Annotated in this window: 1 protein-coding gene; it reads left to right on the top strand. The window is 68.3% G+C overall.

The features are described from left to right. A partial coding sequence (locus tag JF545_RS20250; RefSeq protein ID WP_206944884.1) for an aldehyde dehydrogenase family protein occupies nucleotides 1–518 on the top strand: 518 nt, incomplete at both ends.

Raw genomic sequence — 518 nt, forward strand, 5'->3', positions numbered from 1 at the left:
GATCCGCGGATCAAGGCCGTGGGCTTCACCGGTTCCCGCAGTGGCGGTACCGCGCTGATGCAGACCGCGCAGGCACGCCCCGAGCCGATTCCCGTCTACGCCGAGATGAGCTCGATCAATCCGGTGTTCCTGCTGCCCGAGGCCCTCAGGGCCCGTGGCCGGGAGCTGGGCGAGGCCTTTATCGGTTCATTGACCATGGGCGCCGGCCAGTTCTGCACCAATCCGGGTCTGGTCATCGCGGTCAAGGGCGAGGCGCTGGACGGCTTCGTCGAGGCCGCCGCCGAGACGATCCGGTCGGCCTCCGCCCAGACCATGCTGACCCCCGGCATTCATGACGCCTACACCCAGGGCGTGAACACCCTGGCGGATAGCCAGAGTGCCCGGGAAGTGGCGCGCGGGCCGGCAGGCGACGGTCCCAACCAGTGTCAGGCAGGGCTGTTCGTGGCCGACGCCCAGGACTTCCTCAAGGATGACGCCCTGCAGGCGGAAGTGTTTGGCTCCACCTCCCTGGTGGTGCA

It is taken from the genome of Halomonas litopenaei (genome assembly GCF_017303055.1).
GTDB lineage: Bacteria > Pseudomonadota > Gammaproteobacteria > Pseudomonadales > Halomonadaceae > Halomonas > Halomonas litopenaei_A.